Annotated in this window: 21 protein-coding genes and 4 tRNA genes; 2 read left to right on the top strand and 23 right to left on the bottom strand. The window is 46.7% G+C overall.

Features of this window, described 5'->3' with window-relative positions:
- Window positions 1-36 precede the first annotated feature (36 nt).
- The 14 genes from rpsO to rlmE form a co-directional block, all read right to left on the bottom strand.
- Complete coding sequence (rpsO, locus tag L976_RS06610; RefSeq protein ID WP_037415266.1) at window positions 37-306, bottom strand: 30S ribosomal protein S15; 270 nt, start codon at window positions 304-306, stop codon at window positions 37-39.
- A gap of 125 nt (window positions 307-431) precedes the next feature.
- Window positions 432-1385 (bottom strand): tRNA pseudouridine(55) synthase TruB, encoded by a 954-nt coding sequence (gene truB, locus L976_RS06605; protein WP_047535357.1) that lies wholly within the window; start codon window positions 1383-1385, stop codon window positions 432-434.
- Window positions 1385-1828, bottom strand: coding sequence for a 30S ribosome-binding factor RbfA (gene rbfA, locus L976_RS06600; protein ID WP_047535354.1), 444 nt, complete (start codon window positions 1826-1828; stop codon window positions 1385-1387). The genes truB and rbfA overlap by 1 nt, the downstream gene beginning before the upstream one ends.
- A 66-nt stretch (window positions 1829-1894) precedes the next feature.
- On the bottom strand, window positions 1895-4552 hold the full coding sequence (gene infB / locus L976_RS06595) for a translation initiation factor IF-2 (RefSeq protein ID WP_037415258.1): 2658 nt from the start codon (window positions 4550-4552) through the stop codon (window positions 1895-1897).
- Between the two features lie 25 nt (window positions 4553-4577).
- Window positions 4578-6077, bottom strand: a complete 1500-nt coding sequence (gene nusA / locus L976_RS06590) for a transcription termination factor NusA (protein WP_037415246.1) — start codon at window positions 6075-6077, stop codon at window positions 4578-4580.
- Window positions 6078-6106: 29 nt separating this feature from the next.
- Window positions 6107-6562, bottom strand: coding sequence for a ribosome maturation factor RimP (gene rimP / locus L976_RS06585; protein ID WP_047535349.1), 456 nt, complete (start codon window positions 6560-6562; stop codon window positions 6107-6109).
- A 168-nt stretch (window positions 6563-6730) separates the two neighbouring features.
- Window positions 6731-6807: transfer RNA gene (locus L976_RS06580), tRNA-Met, on the bottom strand.
- Between the two features lie 83 nt (window positions 6808-6890).
- A tRNA-Leu gene (locus L976_RS06575) sits at window positions 6891-6977 on the bottom strand.
- Between the two features lie 11 nt (window positions 6978-6988).
- Window positions 6989-7321, bottom strand: a complete 333-nt coding sequence (gene secG, locus L976_RS06570) for a preprotein translocase subunit SecG (RefSeq protein ID WP_011716140.1) — start codon at window positions 7319-7321, stop codon at window positions 6989-6991.
- A 1-nt stretch (window position 7322) separates the two neighbouring features.
- Complete coding sequence (gene tpiA / locus L976_RS06565; protein WP_011071430.1) at window positions 7323-8105, bottom strand: triose-phosphate isomerase; 783 nt, start codon at window positions 8103-8105, stop codon at window positions 7323-7325.
- Window positions 8106-8298: 193 nt separating this feature from the next.
- Window positions 8299-9636 carry a phosphoglucosamine mutase gene (glmM, locus tag L976_RS06560; RefSeq protein WP_047535342.1) on the bottom strand — a complete coding sequence of 446 codons (1338 nt, stop codon included), beginning with the start codon at window positions 9634-9636 and terminating at the stop codon, window positions 8299-8301.
- Window positions 9637-9710: 74 nt separating this feature from the next.
- The gene (folP, locus tag L976_RS06555; protein WP_047535337.1) at window positions 9711-10544 is read right to left on the bottom strand and encodes a dihydropteroate synthase; all 834 of its coding nucleotides are present in this window, start codon (window positions 10542-10544) and stop codon (window positions 9711-9713) included.
- Between the two features lie 158 nt (window positions 10545-10702).
- Window positions 10703-12676, bottom strand: a complete 1974-nt coding sequence (ftsH, locus tag L976_RS06550) for an ATP-dependent zinc metalloprotease FtsH (RefSeq protein WP_037429699.1) — start codon at window positions 12674-12676, stop codon at window positions 10703-10705.
- 29 nt (window positions 12677-12705) lie between these two features.
- A complete protein-coding gene (rlmE, locus tag L976_RS06545) occupies window positions 12706-13335 on the bottom strand; it encodes a 23S rRNA (uridine(2552)-2'-O)-methyltransferase RlmE (protein WP_011625490.1) in 630 nt (209 codons plus the stop codon).
- A gap of 90 nt (window positions 13336-13425) precedes the next feature.
- On the opposite strand from rlmE, the gene yhbY reads away from it, so the two are divergent.
- The gene (gene yhbY, locus L976_RS06540; protein ID WP_011071425.1) at window positions 13426-13725 is read left to right on the top strand and encodes a ribosome assembly RNA-binding protein YhbY; all 300 of its coding nucleotides are present in this window, start codon (window positions 13426-13428) and stop codon (window positions 13723-13725) included.
- 56 nt (window positions 13726-13781) lie between these two features.
- Here yhbY and secF read toward each other — a convergent pair whose 3' ends face one another.
- The 7 genes from secF to L976_RS06505 form a co-directional block, all read right to left on the bottom strand.
- Window positions 13782-14666, bottom strand: coding sequence for a protein translocase subunit SecF (gene secF, locus L976_RS06535; RefSeq protein ID WP_037415220.1), 885 nt, complete (start codon window positions 14664-14666; stop codon window positions 13782-13784).
- Window positions 14667-14668: 2 nt separating this feature from the next.
- Window positions 14669-16543 carry a protein translocase subunit SecD gene (gene secD / locus L976_RS06530; RefSeq protein ID WP_047535332.1) on the bottom strand — a complete coding sequence of 625 codons (1875 nt, stop codon included), beginning with the start codon at window positions 16541-16543 and terminating at the stop codon, window positions 14669-14671.
- Between the two features lie 377 nt (window positions 16544-16920).
- Window positions 16921-17430, bottom strand: coding sequence for a hypothetical protein (locus tag L976_RS06525; RefSeq protein WP_047540209.1), 510 nt, complete (start codon window positions 17428-17430; stop codon window positions 16921-16923).
- 295 nt (window positions 17431-17725) lie between these two features.
- Entirely contained in the window at window positions 17726-18202 is a 477-nt protein-coding gene (gene greA, locus L976_RS06520; RefSeq protein WP_011071421.1) for a transcription elongation factor GreA, read from the bottom strand.
- Between the two features lie 265 nt (window positions 18203-18467).
- On the bottom strand, window positions 18468-19286 hold the full coding sequence (locus L976_RS06515) for a DUF4198 domain-containing protein (protein ID WP_037431543.1): 819 nt from the start codon (window positions 19284-19286) through the stop codon (window positions 18468-18470).
- A 29-nt stretch (window positions 19287-19315) separates the two neighbouring features.
- Window positions 19316-19828 (bottom strand): DUF2271 domain-containing protein, encoded by a 513-nt coding sequence (locus L976_RS06510; protein ID WP_037415282.1) that lies wholly within the window; start codon window positions 19826-19828, stop codon window positions 19316-19318.
- A gap of 16 nt (window positions 19829-19844) precedes the next feature.
- Window positions 19845-20441, bottom strand: coding sequence for a PepSY-associated TM helix domain-containing protein (locus L976_RS06505; RefSeq protein ID WP_047535327.1), 597 nt, complete (start codon window positions 20439-20441; stop codon window positions 19845-19847).
- Between the two features lie 411 nt (window positions 20442-20852).
- On the opposite strand from L976_RS06505, the gene L976_RS06500 reads away from it, so the two are divergent.
- The gene (locus tag L976_RS06500; RefSeq protein ID WP_047540206.1) at window positions 20853-21488 is read left to right on the top strand and encodes a hypothetical protein; all 636 of its coding nucleotides are present in this window, start codon (window positions 20853-20855) and stop codon (window positions 21486-21488) included.
- 291 nt (window positions 21489-21779) lie between these two features.
- On the opposite strand, the gene L976_RS06495 is transcribed toward L976_RS06500, so the two are convergent.
- Together L976_RS06495 and L976_RS06490 are read right to left on the bottom strand one after the other, a co-directional pair.
- Window positions 21780-21854 (bottom strand) — tRNA-Gln (locus tag L976_RS06495).
- A gap of 35 nt (window positions 21855-21889) precedes the next feature.
- Window positions 21890-21974 (bottom strand) — tRNA-Leu (locus L976_RS06490).
- Window positions 21975-22054: the final 80 nt, after the last annotated feature.

Raw genomic sequence — 22054 nt, 5'->3', positions numbered from 1 at the left:
GGCTAAGCCTCCTTTTTTACGTTAATCGACGAGAGATTAACGACGTAAACCTAACTTTTGGATCAGCTCATTGTAACGTGTAGCTTCGGTACGCTTCAGGTAAGCTAATAACTTACGACGAGCGCTAACCATACGTAACAGACCACGACGTGAGTGGTGATCGTGAATGTGCTCTTTGAAGTGATCTTGCAAATGGTTGATTTGAGCAGTTAACAGCGCAACTTGAACTTCAGTTGAACCAGTGTCGTTTGCGCCACGGCCAAATTCAGCCAGGATTTTTGCTTTCGCTTCAGTACTTAGTGACATGTGTCTCTCCAAATATAAAATGTGAATCCCTAGCCGATCACTAACTCAGCCAGAGGGCGCGCTATTCTACCCATAATCTTTGGCGTGCGCAATAAAAGCGGTGGAATAATATCCGAGCAAATCCATTAAGATGCTTTAGGTTCGTCGTGAATAACGACTAAACGCTTCGGGGCCAGTAAGCCATCATCATTCATCTCACCGATACCAACAAAACGACGTGCAGTCCCTAAGGTAATCCGTACCAGCTTATTTGCTTCTAAGTTCGCGACTCGCACCGCTTGACCTTGCATTAAGTAAGCTGCACTCGCATCAGGGACATTGACCTCAGGAAAATCGGCAACCGCCGTATCCATAGGTAACAGTAACGAATCCAACAAACTGCTTGGATCAAGTTGTTGTTCCTGTGCTTTAGCGACTAAGGCTTCTAGCTGCTCAAGAGTAACCATTTTATCGTAGGGATAATGTGCAACTTGAGTACGGCGCAGCATGATCACATGGGCGCCACAACCGAGCATTTCGCCTAAATCGTCAATAATAGTGCGAATATAAGTGCCCTTAGAGCAATGAATGTCTAAGGTTAGCTCATCGCCTTCTAGACCGATGAAGTTCAGTTCAAAGACAGTGATTGGACGCGCCTCACGCGGCACTTCAATCCCCTCTCGGGCATACTTATACAAGGGTTGACCTTGATATTTGAGCGCTGAATACATGGATGGCACTTGCAAAGTATCACCACGGAAATGCGCTAAGGCGGACATTAACTGCGCCTGTGTAAACTCGAGCGGGCGTGTTTGTACGACTTCGCCGTCTGAGTCGCTGGTATCGGTACGTTGCCCCAGTTTTGCCGTGACCAGATAACGCTTATCCGAATCGAGCAAATGCTGGGAAAACTTAGTCGCTTCACCTAAACAGATTGGCAGCATGCCCGTCGCCAGTGGATCGAGCGCCCCCGTATGCCCCGCTTTGTTGGCATTAAAAAAGCGCTTTACTCGTTGCAATGCAAAGTTGGAGCTCATGCCTGTGGCCTTGTCCAACAATACAATACCGTCGATAAAGCGGCCCTTTGAACGTCTTGCCATTACGCTTTACCTTCGGTGTCATCGCTCTCGTCAATGTCATTATCAACAACATCATCTTCAGCGCTACCAAACTGTTGTTGTTTGGCTTTATCGCTGTTGATGACTTGGCTGACGAGATTAGACATACGCATACCTTCAACCAATGAGCTGTCGTAAACAAAGCGAATTTCTGGCATCACGCGCAATTTCATGCGGCCTGCCACTAAGGTACGAATATAAGGAGCGGCAGCAATCAGCGCGTTCAGCTTTTCTTGCACAACTTCTTTGTCTTCTTCAAAGAAGGTGACAAAGACTTTGGCGTAACTTAAATCGCGAGAAACATCAACGTCATTGACGGTCACAAAACCAATACGGGGATCTTTCATGTCGCGTTGTAGGACAACAGCCAGCTCTTGCTGTAACTGCTGGCCTATACGACGTGTACGACTGAATTCTTTTGCCATAATAGAGTTACCATAATAGCTAATGTCATTAAATTGAAAGGGCGGCTAATGCCGCCCTCTTTATCGTTACAGTGTACGTGCCACTTCGACGGTTTCAAATACTTCGATTTGGTCACCCACGCGGACATCGTTGTAGTTCTTAACACCGATACCACATTCCATGCCATTGCGAACTTCATTAACGTCATCTTTAAAGCGACGTAATGATTCGAGTTCACCTTCGAAGATCACCACGTTATCACGCAGAACGCGAATTGGTGCGCTACGCTTGATGGTGCCTTCAGTCACCATACAACCAGCGATTGCGCCCAGTTTTGGTGATTTGAACACGTCACGAACTTCAGCCAGACCGATAATCTGTTGTTTGAATTCAGGTGACAGCATACCTGTCATCGCCGCTTTCACTTCATCAATCAGATTATAGATAACGCTGTAGTAACGTAAGTCAACACTTTCGTTTTCGATAGTCTTACGCGCTTGCGCATCGGCACGCACGTTAAAGCCAACCATAATCGCGTTAGAAGCCGCAGCTAAAGTCGCGTCGGTTTCGGTCAGAGCACCTACACCACGAGCGATGATGTTTACTTTCACTTCGTCGGTAGACAGACCCATTAAGGAGTCGGTAATCGCTTCGAGTGAACCTTGAACGTCTGCCTTCAGAACGATGTTCAGTTCTTTCACTTCGCCTTCGGTCATGTTCGCGAACATGTTTTCCAGCTTAGACTTCTGCTGACGCGCTAATTTCACATCACGGAACTTGCCTTGACGGTACAGCGCGACTTCACGGGCTTTACGCTCGTCACGCACAACGGTTGCTTCATCACCGGCTGATGGCACACCTGACAGACCTAAAATCTCAACAGGGATTGATGGGCCAGCTTCAGTGATTGAACGACCGTTCTCGTCTTTCATCGCACGGATTTTACCGTACTCTAAACCACATAGAACGATGTCACCTTGGCGCAGTGTACCTTCTTGAACCAGAATCGTTGCTACAGGGCCGCGACCTTTATCCAGTTGAGACTCAATAACCACACCAGCAGCCATACCATCACGAACAGCTTTGAGTTCAAGTACTTCAGCTTGGAGTAAGATACCCTCAAGCAAATCATCAACGCCTTCACCCGTCTTAGCAGATACGAAGGCAAACATGTTGTCTCCGCCCCATTCTTCAGACATCACGCCGTGCTGAGACAATTCGCTCTTCACGCGGTCGATATCGGCTTCTGGCTTGTCCATCTTGTTAACTGCAACAATTAATGGCACGTTACCCGCTTTAGCATGTTGAATCGCTTCAATGGTTTGCGGCATAACACCGTCATCGGCAGCCACAACGAGTACAACGATATCCGTCGCCTTAGCACCACGAGCACGCATTGCGGTAAACGCAGCGTGACCAGGGGTATCTAAGAAAGTGATCATGCCGTTTTCGGTCTCAACATGGTATGCACCAATATGCTGAGTAATACCACCGGCCTCACCCGCTGCCACTTTCGCGCGGCGGATATAGTCAAGGAGCGATGTTTTACCGTGGTCAACGTGACCCATAATGGTTACAACAGGTGCACGAGGCTCAAGCTTCACGCCACCTTCTTCGTCACGCTCAGAAAGTACTTGTTGCTCTAATTCGTTTTCACGAATAAGTACCACTTTGTGGCCCATTTCTTCAGCAACTAATTGGGCAGTTTCTTGATCTAACACTTGGTTGATCGTAACCATTGAGCCCATCTTCATCATTTGCTTGATGATTTCAGTCGCTTTAACTGCCATTAAGTGAGCAAGTTCTGCCACTGTAACTGTTTCACCGATACGCACATCACGGTTAACGGCTGCTACTGGCTTATTGAAGCCATGAGCCATTGATTCTGGCGCTGTGCTGCGGTTACGCATGTGTTTTTCGCGACCATCGCGAGCATCTTTACCACCACGTTTGGTTTTGGCGGTATTTTTGTTACGCGCACGGCGGCCACGTTTTTCTTCATCCATATCAGACGAATCTTCAGCTGCGCGAGCCACTTTAGAGGTAGTGATATGGTGATCGCTATAGCGCTCAGCTTCTAAACGTTGACGCTCTTCTTCGGCCCAACGCTTAGAGTTTTCTTCTGCTAACAGACGCGCTTTTTCTGCCGCTTTGGCGGCTTCTTCGTCTTGTTTACGTTTAGTCGCAGCTTCTTGTACTGCTTTTAAACGTTCAGCTTCCAAACGAGCTGCTTCAGCTTCTGGTGACATATCTTTGGCTACTTTCACTTCCGCTGCGGCTTTCGCTTTTGCTTTCGCTTCAGCTTCTGCCTTCGCTTTCGCCTCTGCTTCCACTTTAGCCTTAGCTTCGGCTTCTGCCTTCGCTTTCGCTTCAGCTTCTGCTTTGGCCTTCGCTTCGGCTTCTGCTTTGGCTTTAGCCTCTTCTTCCGCTTTAAGCACTGCGTCACTCACATCACGTTTAACAAAAGTACGGGTTTTACGCACTTCAACTTTAACGTCTTTAGATTGACCACCATTACCGGCCACACTCAGGGTCGATACGGTTTTACGTTGCAGCGTCATTTTAGTCGGCGCATTATCGGCGCCATGTTGCTTCTTCAGATAATCCAGTAACTGCTGCTTCTCAGCTTCAGACACATTATCAGTGTGGCCTTTCTTAATTCCGGCCTGAGAGAATTGCTCAATCAGACGTTCAACACTTTTACCCACTTCCGTGGCCAATTTCTCTACGGTAGTATCTGCCATCAGTTAAATCCCCCTGTTGATCGACTTATGCTTCTTCGCCAAACCAACAGATGTTGCGGGCAGCCATGATCAGCTCACCTGCTTTTTCTTCTGTCAATTCTTCAATTTCGATCAAATCATCAATGCCTTGTTCAGCCAAGTCTTCTAGAGTCACGATACCTTTGCTCGCTAAAACATAGGCTAAGTGTCTTTCAACACCTTCAAGTGCTAATAACTCTTCACTTGGCTCCACACCATCTAGTGCTTCTTCGGATGCGAGCGCTCGAGTTGAGATCGCAGCCTTAGCACGTTCACGTAATGCTTCGACGAGATCCTCATCAAAGCCATCAATTGCCAATAATTCTGACACAGGCACATAAGCCACTTCTTCGAGCGAAGTAAAACCTTCATCAGCCAGTACTTGTGCAAAATCTTCATCTACATCCAGAGATTTCATAAATAAGCTCTTCACCTTAGCGCTTTCGGCTTGGTGTTTCTTATTCATGTCTTCCACTGTCATCACGTTCAGTTCCCAGCCTGTTAACTGAGTCGCTAAACGCACGTTTTGACCATTGCGACCAATGGCCTGAGCTAAACTTTCCGCTTCAACAGCGATATCCATTGAGTGGTTGTCTTCATCAACGATGATAGAAGCCACATCAGCTGGCGCCATGGCGTTGATCACATATTGTGCTGGATTGTCATCCCACAATACGATATCGACACGCTCACCACCGAGTTCATTCGATACCGCTTGCACACGTGCCCCACGCATACCAACGCAAGCACCAATTGGGTCGATACGACGATCGTTCGATTTCACTGCGATCTTAGCGCGAGCACCAGGGTCACGCGCCGCGCCCATCACTTCGATCAGTTCATCGGCAATTTCCGGCACTTCAACACGGAACAGCTCAATCAGCATGTCAGGCTTAGTGCGAGTTAAGAATAACTGCGCACCACGCGCTTCAGGACGAACAGAGTAAAGCAGTGCACGAACACGGTCACCAGGACGGAAAGATTCGCGTGAAATCAAGTCTTCACGGAATAATACGCCATCAGCATTGTTGCCTAAGTCCACAACTACACTTTCGCGGGTTGCTTTCTTAACGACACCAGTGATCAGCTCACCTTCTTTATCTTGGAACTGCTCAACCACTTGCGCACGCTCAGCTTCACGTACTTTTTGTACGATCACTTGCTTAGCGGTTTGGGTAGTAATGCGATCGAACGCCACTGATTCAATTTGGTCTTCAATAAATTCACCTGGTTGAATCTCTGGATCTTCGAAACGTGCTGCTTCCAGCGTAATCTCACGGTATGGATTTTCTAACGCAACACCGTTGTCATCAATTACCATCCAACGGCGGAAAGTTTCATAAGCGCCAGTTTTACGGTCGATAGCAACACGGACGTCGATATCACCTTCGTATTTTTTCTTGGTAGCGGTAGCCAGAGCAGTCTCCAGCGCTTCAAAAATCTTCTCGCGTGGAACGGCCTTTTCATTTGAAACCGCTTCAGCGACTAGCAGAATCTCTTTATTCATTTTGTCTTGCCTCGTTCACCTTGAAACCATCAAAACTTTGCGATGATGTTGCCTTTACGGATATTATCCAAGGCGACAACCAGCTCTTTACCATTTACTTTCACCGACAGCATTTGACCGTCAACCTGAGTAATGGCGCCTTTTAAATTACGACTGCCCGCGACAGGCATAGTCAGTTGAAGCTTGACATCCTCGCCGATATAGGACGCATATTGCTCAGCAGTGAACAGCGGTCTATCTACACCAGGCGAAGAAACCTCTAAGGTATATTCAGTAGAAATAGGGTCTTCAACATCGAGCACAGCACTGACTTGGCGACTCACGTTGGCACAATCTTCGATATTGATGCCATTCTCACCATCAATGAACACGCGCAGGACTGAATGGTTACCCGCTTGAACATATTCAATGCCCCAAAGTTGGAAGCCGAGTGCTTCCACAGGCACTGTGAGCATGTCTGCCAGTCTGGATTCTAATGTTGCCAAATTTGACCCCCGAAAAAACAAAAAAGGGCTTAATAGCCCTAGTAAAACGCCGTAAACAATACGACAAATTTAAAAGTCCCAGACAACAAAAAACCCCGTAATGACGAGGTTATTAGCTTCAAGAACCTGTAAACCATAATGAATTAAACAACATTCATTACTAGGAGCTGGTTGCGGGGGCCGGATTTGAACCGACGACCTTCGGGTTATGAGCCCGACGAGCTACCAAGCTGCTCCACCCCGCGTCAACTGTGTGCAAGTATATTGACTATCGTCTTTGCTTGCAATAACTAAGTCAGTTCTTGTTTTGACTTACTTAGTTTAATTATGGTGCCGAGAGCGGGACTTGAACCCGCACGTCCGTTAGGACACAGCCACCTCAAGGCTGCGCGTCTACCAATTTCACCACCTCGGCGACACCTTTTACTAGTCAGGAATTTTGGTTTCTGACTTTTCGGTTGCTTGATCAACTGGCTGGGTAACCTGTTCATCAGCACCTAAATTTTTCCATGCATCTTCATTTTTTGCGTGGTTTGCACTTAAGTTGCCGATCAGCAGACTTAACGTGAAAAACGCAATGGCAAGAATCGCCGTTGTGCGTGTCAGGAAGTTACCTGAACCGCTTGAACCGAATAAGGTACCTGATGCACCGGCGCCAAAAGAGGCACCCATATCAGCTCCTTTACCTTGCTGGATTAAGATTAGGCCAATTAAACCTAATGCAACCAACAAGTAAACAACCACTAAAACTTCATACATATTATGCGCTCATCGCTATAGTACACAGACTTAAAAACTCGGTAGAGTTTAAACTGGCACCGCCAATCAGTCCACCATCAACATCAGGTTGGGCAAATAAATCTGCTGCATTACTCGGTGTCACACTGCCACCGTACAAAATCCTGATATTTTCTCCGATAAACGGAGACACTTCAGAGAGACGCTTGCGTATAAACGCATGTACTTCTTGTGCCTGCTCTGGTGTCGCACTTTTACCAGTCCCTACAGCCCATAATGGCTCGTAAGCGATAATGGCGTTATCAAAAGCCATAGTGCCATTTTTCTGGATTACTATGTCCAACTCTTCTGCAATCACCTCGAAGGTACGTCTTGCTTCACGTGCTGGACCCGATTCACCCACACATAAGATAGGGGTTAAACCGTGCTTTTGTGCAGCGGCAAATTTTTCCGCTACGATATTACTCGTCTCTCCGTACATACGGCGACGTTCTGAATGCCCGATAATCACATATCGACATCCGCAATCTTTAAGCATCTGACCCGAAACTTCTCCGGTATAAGCGCCAAAGTCATGTTGACTTAAATTTTGAGCGCCCATCCTAACAAGTGAACCGTCTAACGCTTCCTTGTTTGCTTCTAGCAGTTGCCTTACGCTTTCTAGATAGATAGAAGGCGGGCATAAAACCACTTCAGCTGAATCATTTTGGAGCTTTGAGGCAAACTTCTTAAACAACTCTTGGGCTAGCGCCGCACTGCCGTTCATCTTCCAATTGCCAGCTACCATAGGACGTCTGAGTGCCATCACTGTCTCCTCTGAAAGCGGCGTGAATAATAGCGAACCACTTATTAAGTTACAATAGCTAAATTCGAAATTTTTCAGATATTAGGTTGGAGTGCTTACTTTTTACACGCCAAACCCTATTCCTGCTCATTAATGCAGCTAACACCTTCATTTTTAATCGGTATCAGCTGCACTCGACTAAAGATTGGTTTGATTAGCTCGCCGATTTTACCGCATCTGCAATCAAATTAGCGTGCGCTAACACAGCATTGTGATCATCACCTTCAACCATCACGCGAATTAACGGTTCAGTACCAGATTTGCGTAGCAATACGCGACCTCGAGCACCCAGTTGTGATTCAACCTGAGCTTGAGCAGCTTTAACTTTATCAGAGCTTAATGGATCATGTTCGCCTTCAAAACGCACATTCACCAACACCTGTGGCAACATTTCCATTGGCGCAGTTAACTGCTCTAAGGTTGCATTTTGACGACGCATGGCCGCCAGCACCAAAATACCAGCAACAATACCATCACCGGTCGTGCCATGGTCGAGGTTAAGAATATGCCCCGAGTTTTCACCGCCGATACGCCAATCGAGTTCTTTGAGTAACTCCATCACATAACGGTCGCCCACTTTAGAGCGAGCAAAGGGAATATCCAACGCCTGAAGTGCTAAATCGAGGCCAAGGTTAGACATTAACGTCCCAACCACACCTCCGCGTAACACACCACGAGCCTTGGCATCACAGGCAAGGATATAAAGAATTTGATCGCCATCGATCACCTCACCTTTGCTATTGACCATCATAATTCGGTCACCATCGCCATCGAGCGCAATCCCTAAATCGGCACTTTCGGCCAAAACAGTTTCGCAAATCTTCGCCATGGACGTTGCGCCGACTTTGTCATTGATATTGACTCCGTTTGGTTTATCACCAATGGCAATCACTTCGGCGCCTAACTCGCGAAATACCGCTGGTGCGATGTGATAAGTAGCACCATGGGCACAATCGACGACAATTTTTAACCCTGTTAATGTGTGATCTGCAGGGAAATTACCTTTACAGTATTCGATGTAACGACCGCGAGCATCTTCAATTCGTGACACTTTGCCCAACAGATGTGATTCAACACACTCTAAGGGCTTTTCTAATTCGGCTTCAATTTCAAGCTCAAGATTATCATCAAGCTTACTGCCATCAGTTGAGAAAAACTTAATGCCGTTATCATAGTAAGGGTTGTGGGAAGCACTAATTACCACACCAGCTTCGGCGCGAAAAGTACGAGTCAAATAAGCCACCGCTGGCGTTGGCATGGGCCCCATCAGCATCACATTCAAACCTGCTGCCGAAAGGCCAGCCTCTAAAGCTGATTCAAACATATACCCCGAGATACGGGTATCTTTACCAATAATCACTTTCTTAGTGCCGCTACGGGATAACACCCGTCCAGCAGCCCAACCCAACTTTAATGCCAGCTCGGGTGTCATCTGGCCTGAACCTACCTTGCCACGAATACCATCGGTTCCAAAAAATTTACGTTCGCTCATATCGCCCCACAAACTTCAATGTGTCCCTTCGATTGGGATCATAATATTAATGAAATACTTAACAAAAATAGCCTCTATAGATATGCCTGTGTCGCTTGTAACACTTTCAGCATATCGACAGTTTCAGGGACATCATGGACACGAATAATATGTGCCCCTTTCTGGGCCGCTATCATGGCGCCAGCAAGGCTCCCAGCTAAGCGCTCAGAGGTCGGCCTAGCAAGGAGGTTTCCTATCATGCTCTTACGGGATAAACCTATCAATATCGGCAGTTCAAACTGCGCAAAACGCTCTAACTTTGCTAGCAGTTCATAGTTATGTTCTAAGGTTTTACCAAAGCCAAAACCTGGGTCGATTAACAACCGTTCCCGCGGGATCCCAGCCTCCAAACAGGCTTGAATACGCTCATTGAGGAATTTAAAGACATCGGCAACAACGTCGTGATATTCGGGCGCCGATTGCATAGTGCGCGGCGCGCCCTGCATGTGCATCAAACAAATGGGCACATTCAACTGCGCCGCAGTCTCTAGTGCCCCAGGCTCCAATAACGCCCGAACATCGTTGATTAAGTGCGCGCCAGCATTTACCGCCTGTCGCATCACTTCTGGTTTACTGGTATCAACCGAAATCCACACATCATGGTGTTTCGCGACATATTCTACCAAAGGGACCACCCGTGCGAGTTCATCATCAACACTCACATCGGCCGCCCCAGGCCTTGTCGACTCGCCACCGATATCGATGATGAGCGCTCCTTGAGCAACCATTTCATCGGCATGCTGGCAAGCCAGTTCAAAAGAAGAAAACTTTCCACCGTCGGAAAAAGAATCGGGAGTAACATTCAGAATGCCCATGACTACGGGCGAAGCTAAGGATAAGCGTTTGGTTCCAGCAATTAATTCAAACACGCATTGACTCCATTTGGGACAGCTTGCTAGCGCGTTTCATCCGTATTCTGCGCAGTTCACTCATGTAACTGATTTATATTGAATGACAGCGCAGTCAATTTTCTAGCAAGATAAAACAAGAAAACCCCTTAACGGGGTTCTCTTTCAATTAACAAACGTTATTTAGCGGGTGACTCATCGGCATCTTTCAGCTCTGACTCAACAGGCGCTGACTTAACCACTTCGTCGACTTTAACCGCAGGTTCACCTTTGCCATTGCCTTTGTCATTTGAACCATTGTCATCTGCTTGCCAATCAGCAGGCTGACGCACTTCACGACGGTTCATCAAATCGTCAATTTGCAGTGAATCAATGGTTTCATACTTCATCAGCGCGTCTTTCATCGAATGCAGAATATCGATGTTATCCAGCAGAATTTGCTTGGCACGGCCGTAGTTTTTGTCGATAAAGGCCTTCACTTCAGCATCGATAAGCGTCGCAGTCTCATCGGACATCGCCTTGGCTTTACCCATGCTACGACCTAAGAACACTTCACCTTCTTCCTCGGCATAGAGTAATGGACCAAGCTTGTCGGAGAAGCCCCATTGGGTCACCATATTACGGGCAATCGATGTGGCGTATTTAATGTCTTGCGAAGCACCTGTAGACACTTTTTCGCTACCGTAGATCAGCTCTTCGGCTAAACGACCACCGTAGGCAACCGAAATCTGGCTTTCTAACTTACGACGGCTTTGGCTAATCGCATCGGCCTCAGGTAAGAAGAAGGTCACGCCGAGTGCACGACCACGTGGAATAATGGTGACCTTGTGCACAGGGTCATGCTCTGGCACTAAACAGCCCACAATCGCGTGGCCCGCTTCGTGGTATGCCGTCATTTCTTTTTCGGCTTCCGACATCACCATAGAGCGGCGCTCAGCACCCATCATGATCTTGTCTTTTGCACGCTCGAATTCTTCCATACCGACCACACGGCGGTTACCGCGCGCCGCAAACAGTGCAGCCTCGTTAACTAAGTTGGCTAAATCGGCACCGGAGAAACCTGGCGTACCACGGGCAATCACACTCGCTTTAACATCTTCAGAAAGTGGCACTTTACGCATATGCACTTTAAGGATTTGCTCACGACCGCGAACATCTGGCAAGCCAACAACCACTTGACGGTCAAAACGACCTGGACGCAGCAGCGCAGAGTCCAATACGTCAGGACGGTTGGTCGCCGCAATCACGATAATCCCTTCGTTACCTTCGAAGCCGTCCATCTCAACCAGCATTTGGTTAAGGGTTTGCTCACGCTCATCGTGACCACCACCTAAGCCTGCGCCACGTTGGCGACCTACGGCATCGATTTCGTCGATGAAGATAATACAAGGGGCTGATTTCTTCGCTTGTTCGAACATATCACGCACACGAGATGCACCAACACCGACGAACATTTCCACGAAGTCAGAACCCGAAATGGTAAAGAAAGGCACCTTTGACTCGCCAGCAATCGCTTTAGCAAGCAAGGTTTTACCTGTACCTGGTGGGCCAACCATGAGCACGCCCGTTGGAATACGGCCACCCAGTTTTTGGAATTTGGTTGGATCACGCAGATAATCGACCAGCTCTTTCACTTCTTCTTTGGCTTCATCACAGCCAGCAACGTCAGCAAAAGTGGTCTTGATTTGGTCTTCGCTCATCAGCTTGGCTTTGCTCTTGCCAAAGGACATAGCGCCTTTGCCACCGCCGCCCTGCATCTGGCGCATAAAGAAAATCCATACCCCAATCAGCAGCAACATCGGGAACCAAGAAATAAAGATCTGGGTTAAGAACCCCGATTCTTCGGCTTCTTGGCCTTTCATGGTGATGCCTTTACGGTCAAGATCATTAATTAAATCTTGGTCATACAGTGGCATGATGGTCGTGAATTTTTCGCCCGTGCGCTTAGAACCTTCGATAGTACGTTGGTCACTTTTCACTTCAACGCTGGCGACTTGTCCATCACGAACATTGTCTAGGAAAGTAGAATAATCCATCTTCTGCGATGACGAAGAAGAGGGGGAGTAACCCTGAAACACTGACATCAGCACAACGGCGATGACAACCCAGAGTATTAGATTTTTTGCCATGTCACTCAAATTACTAGACCTCATAAAGTCTTGCGATGATTAACGCTAGGGTACTACAACTTGTACCCTGTCGCCACAAGATAGACCTCACGGGAGCGTGCCCGCGACGAGTCCGGTTTACGTGTTTTTACGACTTTGAATGCCTCTTTAACCGCTTTCATATATTCGTCAAACCCCTCCCCCTGAAAGACTTTGACCGCAAAACTGCCGTTAGGTGCCAACACTTGATGACACATATCTAACGCCAACTCGACTAAATACATGGCGCGCGGCTGATCGACACCATCTGAACCACTCATGTTGGGCGCCATATCAGACAATACAACGTCAACCTTATCCGCACCGACGCGAGTTAGCAATGCTTCGAGCACTTTCTCTTCACGAAAGTCCCCTTGCAAGAAATCCACGCCGACGATGGGATCCATAGGTAAAATATCACAGGCGATAACTTTACCTTTGTCTCCAGCTAGCTTAACAGCAACCTGTGACCAGCCACCTGGAGCGGCCCCTAAGTCAACAACCGTCATACCTGGGCGGATCAATTGATCCTTTTGCTGAAGCTCTTCAAGCTTAAACGCAGCGCGAGAACGCAATCCCCGTTTCTGTGCTAGTTTGACATAATGATCATCAAAGTGTTCCAGCATCCAGCGATTGGAACTGGCCGTACGTTTTTTACCTGACATTTAAAATCCGCAACAATTGAGAGTTACACAAAGGCTATATAAGGGTAGAATAGCGTTTTTTCAACAGTAACTCAGCAAAAGTTGGTAGAAATGAACTTAACAACCAAACAAAAACAGCATTTAAAAGGTCTGGCGCATAATTTAAAGCCAGTGGTGCTGCTTGGTGCCAATGGATTGACTGAAGGTGTACTCGCTGAAATTGAAAGCGCACTCGCTTATCATGAATTGATTAAAGTGAAAGTAGCCTCTGCCGACAGAGAGCTAAAAAATGCCATCGTTGATGCCATAGTACGTGAAACTCAATCTGCAAAAGTGCAACTTATTGGTCATATTCTGGTGATTTATCGTCAATCACCAGAAATGAAAATTGCTTTGCCAAGAGCGAAATAATTTTCCAGCCTTAAACAAAACGGCCACTCAAATGAGTGGCCGTTTTGTTTTAACGTCTACGGTGTATCGCTAATGGGTTTAACTTGATAGTGCTCAGGGGCTAAGCCGAGAAACTCTGGCAAGGAGGTCCCGACTGATATCGAGGAGAACGTGCCGGTCAAAATGCCGATAAACATGGCTATTGAGAATCCTTCTAGCGGCCCACCGCCCATTATCCATAGTGCTCCAACCGTCATCAGAGTGGTCCCCGAGGTCACCATAGTGCGCGAAAATGTCGCGACAATCGCTTGGTTGTTAATCTCCTGAATCGCAAGTTTGGGTTTTGCAATCAATAACTCACGAATACGATCGGCAATAATGATTGAGTCATTCAGTGAGTAGCCAAGGATAGCCAGCACCGCCGCGAGCACAGTTAGATTAAATTCCATCTGTGTCAGCGCAAAAAACGCGAGTACAAAAATGACGTCGTGTACTAACGCAAATAGCGCACCAGAGGCGAGGCGCCATTCAAAGCGATAACTCAAATAGCCTAGGATAGCTAACATAGCGACTAATAACGCGAGTCCCCCCTGCTCTGCCAGCTCTTTACCCACCTGCGGGCCGACAATACTGGTATTTAGCACTTGCACTTCGCCCAGTGGCGCTAAGGTTTGCGCAATATCCACATTGCTTTGTGCAGTGTCGGCATAACGCAATACCCAGCGACCAGGCTCACTGGCAGATATCACAGTCACTTCTTGCTGATAAGCCGCGTTCAGTAATGGCTGCAATTCGCTAGTGGTGATTCTTTTATCAAGTTGTACTTCGGTTACCACCCCGCCAGTAAAATCTAAGCCCCAATTAAAACCCTTCACGCCGATGATAGTAAGTGAGGCCAGCATTAAAAAGATCGAGATAGCGCTCGAAATATAACGCCATTTAGTCAGATTAATATTCTTCATTTTTATACCCTCACATGACGGCGCGCATCACGCCCATAAACAAGGTTAATCAAGGCTCTTGAAGCAAAAATACCGGTAAACATACTGGTCAGAAGACCTAAGCCTAAGGTCAAGGCAAAACCTTGGATCGGACCATTACCGATGGAATAGAGCACAACTGCGGTGATCATCGTAGTGAAGTTGGCGTCGAAAATGGTTGAAAATGCACTATCAAAACCAGTATCGATGGCAAGGGCAAAGCTTCGTCCTTCCTTTAACTTATCTTTTATCCGTTCGAATATCAGCACGTTAGTATCGACCGCCATGCCGACAGTCAATACTAGACCTGCAATACCAGGTAAGGTCAGTACTGCACCAGGAATAAGCGCTAGTAGGCCAAACAGGATCACCATATTAGAAATCAGTGCCACGTTTGCCACCCAACCGAGGCGGCGATACCAGAGCGCCATAAACAGCAAGGTAATCCCCATACCTAAACCGAGTGCGGCAAAGCCGTTTTCAATATTTTCAGCACCAAGTGTTGGGCCAATCGTGCGTTCTTCAACGATTGTTACAGGCGCCGTCATTGAACCTGCACGCAGCAGCAGCGCTAATTGTTGCGCTTCTTGATAAGTCCCTGCACCAGTAATACGGAAACGATCACCTAGTTGGGATTGGATGGTCGCGACGCTAATGATCTGTTGTGTTTGCTTAGCTTTGCCCTGCTCATCCCGGCTATATTCGCTATAGGATGTTGCCATCGGCTTACCGATATTGGCGCGGGAGAACTCCGACATCTTCTGCCCGCCAATACGGTCGAGGTGAATGTTCACTTCGGCCATGCCCATTTCACCAATATTGGCACGGGCATCGACAATATGATCGCCACCTAATACGGGCGTGCGTGCCACATAAACGGGATTGCCAGATTTGTCCTTCAGCACCTGCGCGTTCACTGAACCCGATTCTTTAACCTCAAAAAAGGCCAAGCTTGCGGTCGCACCAATCACGTTTTTCGCGGCGGCGGGGTCTTGCACACCAGGCAGCTCGATGCGGATACGGTGTTCACCCTGACGCTGCACTAGAGCCTCAGTGATCCCCAACTCTTCAATACGGCTACGCATGATTTGCAGGTTTTGCTGCACCGTTAAATTACGTAACTTAATTTGCTCATCTTGAGCAAGTTTGACCACTAAGCCATTATCCCCATTGGTTAATTGCCAAGTTGGATAGCTTTGCTGGATAAACTGACGTATGGCAGCACGGGCGTTATTGTCTGATGCTGAAGCATCCGTTAATGCAACCGCTATTTGTAATCCGGCATCATCGCGCGTGTTGTCAATACGCACACTGGCGCCACGGATTTGTTGTTCGCGTAAAAATTGTCTTAAGGATTCGACTAGGGCATCTGCTTGGGCTTGGTAGACAGGTTGTACATCCACATCCAGCAAAAATTGCACCCCGCCGCGTAAATCAAGCCCGAGCTTAATCGGTTCAAAACCCATATTTTGCAGCCAACTCGGCGCAGCACTCACCAATGCCAGCGTGAGTTCTTTCGGCTCACTCACCATGGATGACACTAAGGTCTTCACTAAGGTTTGCTCGCTGTCATCATTCAGTACAATAAGGGTTTGCCCATCTTCTGAGCTATTGGCGTTGCCATGTTGGGCATGCTTAACTTCGATACGCTTCACCTCAACGCCCTGCGCTTTTAATTTATCCCGCAGTTCAATAGGGGTTAAGTTAAGCCCTGCTTTAGCGCCCACCTGCACTGCGGCGTCTTCACCATACCAAGTCGGTAAAGCGCTAAATAACATCACAATAATCGTGACAATTAGCACAACGTATTTCCAAGCTGAATAATGATTTAGCAGCTTTTTACTCTGAATTTTATCCATAGATATCACTCGCATAGTTTTGCACGCTCGGATAGTAATCAGTGGCGTATTAACGCCTTCAAACATGAGCGCACAATCACTGTATGTACGGTGAAACCTGTAAACACGAATTCAACAAAGAGTACGCTAAACGCAGCAAACTCAGTGGTGATAACCGATTCAAATCCGTCTAAACCGAATGCGTTTAATCCAATGCAATTCAGTCATATCAGCGGCTATCATTCCGCAGGCTTTGAGGCTAGGTTATCGGGTACAGGTTTCGGATGACAAAATGCAAAGTTAATCAAAGGCATCCTTAACGACCTATGGTTCAGATGACAAACTCAAACGGTATCGTTATGGATAAGCCTTGCTAACTTGCAACAGGGAGCGGTGAATTAAGCGGCTTGCTGACTAAAGCGATATTGGAGGTTGGAGACTTTCCAGCCGGAGATCCGCGCGGGTGAAGATTCGGCTAAGAGGGTCCAATCCGGGCGAGCATCGAGGCGAATATTTTCCCCTAATGCGGGCGCAGGCTCTGGTTCAAACTCAAAGGCCAACTGGTAAACAGGCTTCACTTCACGCATATCATGCTGAACAAGATTGATAAAGCGCTGGGAGTTAACCGGGGCAAAATTAAAATCGTCAGAATGACTAACGAATTCAGGCTCGGAACAATCGGAGGCTTGCACCTTATCAGAGGCAATGCAAACCGCTTGACTCTCGTCCGCAGTCGATTGTTCAGTTGAATGGCGCGATGTCGTATTTTCTTGCGCTGTGATTGACGGCGTATCGGCTGTCAGCACAGTTGTCACTACTGTTTTAGGCGCAAAATGCTGAGCGGTTAAGCTGCGCGGCGCATAGCCACTCGAATGGGCGATCAAAATGATCGACACACAGAGTAACATTAATCCTTGGCGCCAAAACTTAATCAAACTCAGATCCTAAATGGTGCACGCAGCAATTTACGTGAAAAATGTTTACAGGAAAAACAACGCTTTCTTGAATAGCTTTATTAAAAACATAGAAAGTTCCAAGCATGCAGCTTAAGTAACTGCCAACTCAGAGGCAAATTAAACTTTATCCATCTTTCTAAGTTTGCACTGCAAAGAGACTTATTGCGCAACGTGTTAAGTATCAAAAAGACATAAAAAAGCCGCTAAAAGCGGCTTTCAATGGTAAATAACCTGATGATATAAAAGCTTAGATATATTGCACCGAAATAATTTCGTAGTCGGTCAAACCACCGGGGGTCGTGATAGACACTTCATCCCCTTCATTTTTACCCACTAATCCTCGGGCGATCGGAGAGTTGACTGAAATCAGGTTTTCTTTGATGTTGGCTTCATCGTCACCTACGATTCGGTAGGTAACTTCAGCATCGGTATCGAGATTTAAGATAGTCACAGTCGCGCCAAAAATAATACGACCGTTGTTCACCATCTTAGTCACATCGATGATCTGCGCGTTAGAAAGTTTGCCTTCAATATCACGGATACGCGCTTCACAAATACCTTGCTCTTCACGGGCTGCGTGGTATTCAGCGTTTTCCTTCAGATCGCCTAATTCTCTCGCTGAGGCAATCGCTTCAGTGATTTTAGGGCGACGTTCAAACTTGAGCATATCTAACTCTTTACGCAGCTGTTCTGCACCGACAACTGTCATAGGAACCTTAGTCATAACTTCTTTCGTCTCCTTTAAACAAAAGCAACCCGTGCCGACGCTAAGGTCAACACAGTAAAATCAGGGTGGAATTGCGCTATTCTAATCGTTATGCGCGTGGGATGCATCAAGAACTGTGCACCCTTGCAGCTTACTGAAGCTAGCGCCCAGATGCTAGTAGTAAAGAATGATAGTGCGATCTTAATTACGGCAAGAGCTAAAAACAAAAATGCCCACAAACTAAGTTTGTGGGCATTAATCACTTTAGTAATAAAGTCTTAGCTTATTCAAGCCCTGCTTCGAAGGTCAAAAAGATTTCGCTTACCGTCTTATCGGCAAGGGATTTATCAGGACTTGGGCGCTCGATAGAGGCATGTAATAAATAACGGCCAGCGGCAGGTAACGTCATCGCCACTTTACCTTCTTTATCAGAGGTTAAGCTAATTTCCTCTGGCTTGTTACGGTATAGGCTACCGTCCTTCATAATGGCTACGCTGACGCCTTCAACGGGCTTTCCATCATAAACAAATTGCAGTGTTGCAGGTTCATTCTCAACAATATCAGCAGGATGCGTGATAGGTACTAATTCTAAGTATTCACCTTTAGGTGCCAGTACCTTATCGGTTGGTTTATTGCGAGTCACATAGGTTTCAACCCTAGCAACGGTTAATGAGCCTTTAAGATCATAGGCATCCTTTGGCATGACAGCTGCGGTCGCTTTTTTATCAAGACGACTACGCACTACCTCTTCTTTTCCTTTGACTTTGTAAACCGAAAAATACCGAGGCGTAACTTCTTTCTCGAACTTATAGGTGCCGTCTTGTAAGAGCTGCACATCAAAAACTGATTTACGGCCGCCAGTGTAGCTCGAACTTGGTGAACTCGACTTGCCATCGGGTAAATACACTTTCACATCGCTAGCCGTAACAGGCTTATCAACCATAAACACTTGGTTACTAGCGGAAACATCAGAAGTAATCCAAACTGCCTCATTACTTTCTGCCGACACATTGTAGTGGCTAGGTAGAATCCAGCGGTCATGGCTGCTGGCAAATGGGCTGATGCACAGTGCGCTAACTAAGGCAACAAAACGTAATTTCATCTTCACATCCTTTTCGTTAAATACTAGGCTTAGCGAGTCATGCCGCTTAAGCGAATATCAATGACGCCAGTTTCAGTGGTGGCGGGTAATTGGGCTGTAAAATCCCCCGCCGATAAATCAAAGTTTTGTCTGACCAAATCACGGCCACCATGCTCACGCACCACTTCGATAAACACCGTGTAGGAGGCAGGAACAAGAGGTTTACCTGCATCATCTTTTAAGTCCCAATCAATTTTGTAGTGGCCAGCAGGACGTGTTGCTGAGGCGATACCATCGACAAAGCTCATATCCTCACGTCCGGCTTTACGCCACCAACGACGAATATCCTTGAGCCATTTATGGCCTTCATCCCATACCCATAGGCTTATGGTTTTAACGGTTTGGCCCTTGGCATCCTCAACCCATACAGCCACATAGGGTCTGTGATACTGGCCCTCGGTAATTTCTGGCAAGGTTAAATCTACGGTCATTTTCGGTGCGGCCAATACCGCAGAACTCACAAACAACGCACCGATAGCAGTGGTGCGAATAAGATGACGCATCATCAATCGGCTCTCCCTATGGAACAAAATAAACATAAACAAGTGCGCAGCCAGAGCTGACGATCACCATATAAAACAACGATTTTTTTAGTCTTTTGGTTTGAGGTAACAGTAAATAAGCACCCGTGAGTGAGAACAAAATAATCAACAGCGCACAAAGATCGAGTACCCAAGCCCAGACACTTCCAGTATTACGGCCCTTGTGCAGATCATTTAGCACTGCGACAACGCCATAATCTAAGGTCTCGATATAGGCTTTGCCGTCGAGCAGATCGAGGGTGACTGTGCGATAGGTACCAGGCCCCTTACTCACTAGGCTGATTTCATCCTCATCGATATCGGCAGTGGTAATATCCATATCCCATTGACTTTTAAGCCAATGCCCCGCAGCTAAACGCCACTCGGGCTCCTGCGACGCAGCGGGAATTAAATAACTGGGAATATCAAACTGCTCGCGCAGTGGCTCTTGATCCGCAGACGAAAACCAATTGGGGTGATTTAAGGTGATCCCCGTAATCGCGAAAAATAGCATTAACAAAAGCAACGCCATTGAGACGTAGACATGGATAATGCGTGCGTAGGAAAGAGATGATTTACTGACTTTAAATTTCAACGACTGACTCTCAAAAAAGGTATTTCAGGGATTGCTGCCTAAAATCGCCAAAACACTGCAGAACTTAGTGCTTGTATGAAATAAAATTAATTGACTGATAGTAAATGATATTTATTATCAAAAAGCACCAAGTTTACAATCTTTACATACTCAATACGGTAGCGTTAGATAAAAGCAGCGCTGATATAGCTTGAAGGGAGACAAACTCTCGAATAAAGAGACTTTGCAACATTTGGAGAATTACAATTAATTCATATAGATAAAAAGCAACATTTGGACTTAAAATCACACTTAAAATTTACCCTCTTCCCCCTCTCGTTTACAGAATCACAATCGGCTACAATCCGCCGCCGGCGACTTGCTGGTACTTCCAAAGGAAATATCATCTTGGGTACAACTCTGCTCAAAAAAATGCGTTGCCTTAACATTATTTGGCTCGCATTAATGCTAAACGCCTGTGTTGCTCCACTGTTGTTAATGTCGCCTCAAGGCCAACTGATGTGGGCACTGCTAAAACCCCTAGTAGGATTAAATCCTAATGATGTCGGGCTATTCGAACAGCCTCTCATTAAAGATCGTATGAAGTCGCTACTCGGTGATAACTATGAGACCACAGTATCTCTGTTAAAAACTGCCGACAAAATTCAACAGGAAGGCCCCTTATTTTATATGGTGTCGACTTATACTCCAGTGCCTGAAATGGCCGAAAAAGCCGGATTTGTATGGAATTCAGAAACCAACCAAATGGCAGTGATGTTATTAACGGGTGGCTCGCCAAAAATTATCTCTGAGCAGTTTACCAATCAAGCAGAGAAACTCGTTCCAAGCTGGCCAAAAGAACTGGCTGACTATACGGATCCGCAAAAACTGCAGCAAAAGGCCATAGAAGCTGGCACGGAAAAACTGCAAGAACAAATCCCAGCAGCTGCGCCCCTAAAAGCGGTTGCCACAGGCGATGTAAAAGCTACACAGGAAACGGTGCTTGAAAAAGCGGTGAACGAAGTCGCAGCTCCCACAGCAGTTAAAGAAGTAAAACCCGTACAATAACCACTACTCAACGCTCGGCGAGCTTTTTAGTCGCATTTCACTTTTATCGGTGTTAGCCACAGTGTTTATTGAACACTGTGGCTTTTTTATCTCTATAAACACCTATCTAAGCCAATTAAGCGCATCTTAGCCATTAGTCATTCTCATATCGCCAAAACACTCAGCAATGCCATAACACACTAACAATGGAGAAGAAGATTGAAAAATAGCGAAGTAACCAGAGGATGATTCGACAAGCATATACAAACGACAGAAAGCAAAAAGCCCGTCAAAGGACGGGCTTTTTAACTATGGCTGGGGTACTAGGATTCGAACCTAGGTATGCCGGGATCAAAACCCGGTGCCTTACCGCTTGGCGATACCCCAATTAACTTGTTTTAACCGTAAAGGTTGCATTTTGATGGTACGGGAAGAGAGACTTGAACTCTCACACCTCGCGGCACCAGAACCTAAATCTGGCGTGTCTACCAATTTCACCATTCCCGCATCAAAATGTACCAGATTCACTCATACAAGCATCTCTGGATTTTTACCAGATAAACCAATTGATTTACGTGGATTTAAAT

Origin of the sequence: Shewanella sp. ZOR0012 (assembly GCF_000798835.1) — a bacterium.
Taxonomy (GTDB): domain Bacteria; phylum Pseudomonadota; class Gammaproteobacteria; order Enterobacterales; family Shewanellaceae; genus Shewanella; species Shewanella xiamenensis.
Note: the sequence above shows the minus strand (reverse complement) of the source record. Positions and strands in the feature narration are given on the sequence as shown.